Below are 2,598 nucleotides of genomic sequence, written 5' to 3'. Positions count from 1 at the left end.
GTCCCAGAACCTCGCTTGAAACATCTGTACCATTCATTGTGAGTCTCGGTATGTACATTTGTGCCGTTAGACGTTGACACTGGTACATATGTGGCAATAGGAAGTCCACAGAAATCTGCGACTCTCGAACAGGAATTTTTGCGATGTCCAAAAAAGAACTGCCCGAACGCGCCAAGGTTGTCATCGTCGGTGGCGGTGTCATGGGGTGCGGCCTTGCTTACCACCTTGGCCATGAAGGTTGGGGCGAAGAAACCGTCCTGCTGGAAAAGGCCGAATTGACCAGCGGGTCGACCTGGCACGCGGCGGGCCAGATCACCCATTCGACCAGCTCATACGGGTTGGGTCGCATGGTGGACTACAACATTGGCCTGTATTCCAAGAAGCTTGAAGAAGAAACCGGCCAGGCCGTGACCTGGCATGGCTGCGGCTCGTTCCGTCTGGCGTATACCGAAGACGAAATGGACTGGCTGCGCCACACCCTGTCGGTCGGTCGCTCGCTGGGCTTCAATATTGAATTGGTGGGGCCTGATTTCATCGCAGAAAAGCACCCGTTCTACAACCTCGACGGCGTTCTGGGCGCGCTTTACACCCCGGATGACGGCCACGTTGACCCCTCCAACGTGACCATGGCGATGGCCACCGGTGCACGCCAAAAGGGCGTGAAAATCTTCCGTCACTGCCGCGCCACCAACATCACGCAGAACGACGCAGGTGAGTGGGTGGTCGAGACCGAAAAAGGCACGATTGTCTGCGAACATGTGGTCAATGCAGGCGGCACCTATGCGCGCCAGATGGGCGAATGGTCCGGGCTGCAACTGCCGATGACCTCGATGACGCACCACTATTTTGTCACCGAGAATGTGCCCGAGTTTCAGGACCTCGAAACCGAACTGCCGGTGATCCGCGACGACAAGATGGTGTCGGGCTATATCCGCATGGAGCAGAAAAAGGGCCTGATCGGGATCTACGAAAAAGAAAACTCGAACTCGGTCTGGCATGACGAATGCCCATGGGAATACGAGAACTGGCTGTTCGAGGCCGATTATGACCGCGTGATGCCCTGGCTGGAAAACTCGCTGGAGCGTATGCCGATCTTCGCCGAACTGGGTATCACCCGCGAAGTGCATGGCGCGATCAGCCATCCGCCGGATGGCAACCCGATGGTTGGCCCGGCTCCGGGTGTCAAGAACTACTGGTGCTGCTGTGGGACCCAGATCGGTATTGGGTGGGGCCCGGGTCTGACCCGCGAACTGGCCAAGTGGATGGTCCATGGCGCGGCTGACATCTCAATGCGCGACTATGATCCGCGCCGCTTTGGCAGCTATGCCAAGAAAGACTGGCAGGTCATCAAAGCGCACGAAGACTACAAGCTGCGCCACGAGATCCCCTTCCCGCACTTCAACCGTCTGGAAGGCCGCCCGATCAAACCGTCGCCGCTGTATGAAATCCTCAAGGACAAAGGCGCGGTTTACGAAGAAGTTTATGGCTTCGAACGCCCCCGCTGGTTCGCCCCGGAAGGTGTTGAGCAGCGCGACCACTACAGTTTCCGCCGCAACGTGGTGCATGATGTGGTTGGGGCCGAGGTCAAAGCCGTCCGCGAAAGCGTTGGCATCATGGACGTGACCGCCTTTACCAAGGTCGAGGTTTCGGGCCCGGACGCCTATGCGCTGCTGGACCGTCTGACCGCCAACAAGATGCCGCAGAAAACCGGCTCGATCACGCTGACCCACATGCTGAACCGCCGGGGTCGGATCGAACTGGAGACCACGCTGGTCCGGATGGCGGATGACCGCTTCTATCTGGTCTGCGCGGCCTTCTTCGAACAGCGTCTGCTGGACCACCTGAACCACAACCGCGCGGATGAGAACGTGACCATCACGCCTCTGTCCGCTGGCTGGTCGGCCCTGTCGCTGAACGGTCCGAAATCGCGCGAAGTTCTGGCTCAATGCACCGATGCGGACCTGTCCAATGCCGGTTTCCGCTGGCTGTCGGCGCAGGAAATCACCGTGGCCGGTCACAAGGTTTGGGCGTTCCGCATGTCCTATGCCGGTGAGCTGGGTTGGGAATTCCACATGCCGGATGAGGCTTGTGTGGATGTCTATACCGCCCTGTGGGCCGCAGGCGAGCCGCATGGCATCGTCAACTACGGTTCCTTCGCCATGAACGCGATGCGGATGGAGAAAGCCTTCCCAGGTGCGGGCGAACTGACCAACGAGGTCACGTTGCCCGAGGCCAATGTGGGTCGCTTCTTCAAGCTGGACAAAGAGTATCTGGGCGTTGAAGCCACGCGCGTCAGTGCCGAGCAAGCCGAGAAGGGCGAAATGCCCTGGGTCTGCGCTTATCTGGAAATCGAACCCGACGGGATCGAGGACGGACACGGAGGCGAGGCGATTAAGGTGAACGGTGAGGTTGTCGGTGCAACAGCATCGGTTGCTTATGGACACACCGTCGGCAAGATCCTGGCCTTTGCCTATGTCAAGCCGCACGCCAACGTGCCGGGTCAGGAGATCGAAGTGATCGTTGCAGGTGAGCCGCGCAAAGGCCGCATTCTGGGTGAGCCTGCCTATGATCCGCAAAGCAAGCTGCCGCGCACCGGCG

Annotated in this window: 1 protein-coding gene; it reads left to right on the top strand. The window is 59.2% G+C overall.

Annotated features, from left to right (window positions below; genetic code table 11):
- Nucleotides 1-143: 143 nt before the first annotated feature.
- The coding region (locus AC2FNU_RS24545) for an FAD-dependent oxidoreductase (protein WP_496794163.1) at nt 144-2,598 on the top strand (2,455 nt) is incomplete at its 3' end.

It is taken from the genome of Ruegeria sp. BHSB064 (genome assembly GCF_059613205.1).
This window is presented reverse-complemented; position numbering and strand designations above follow the sequence as displayed.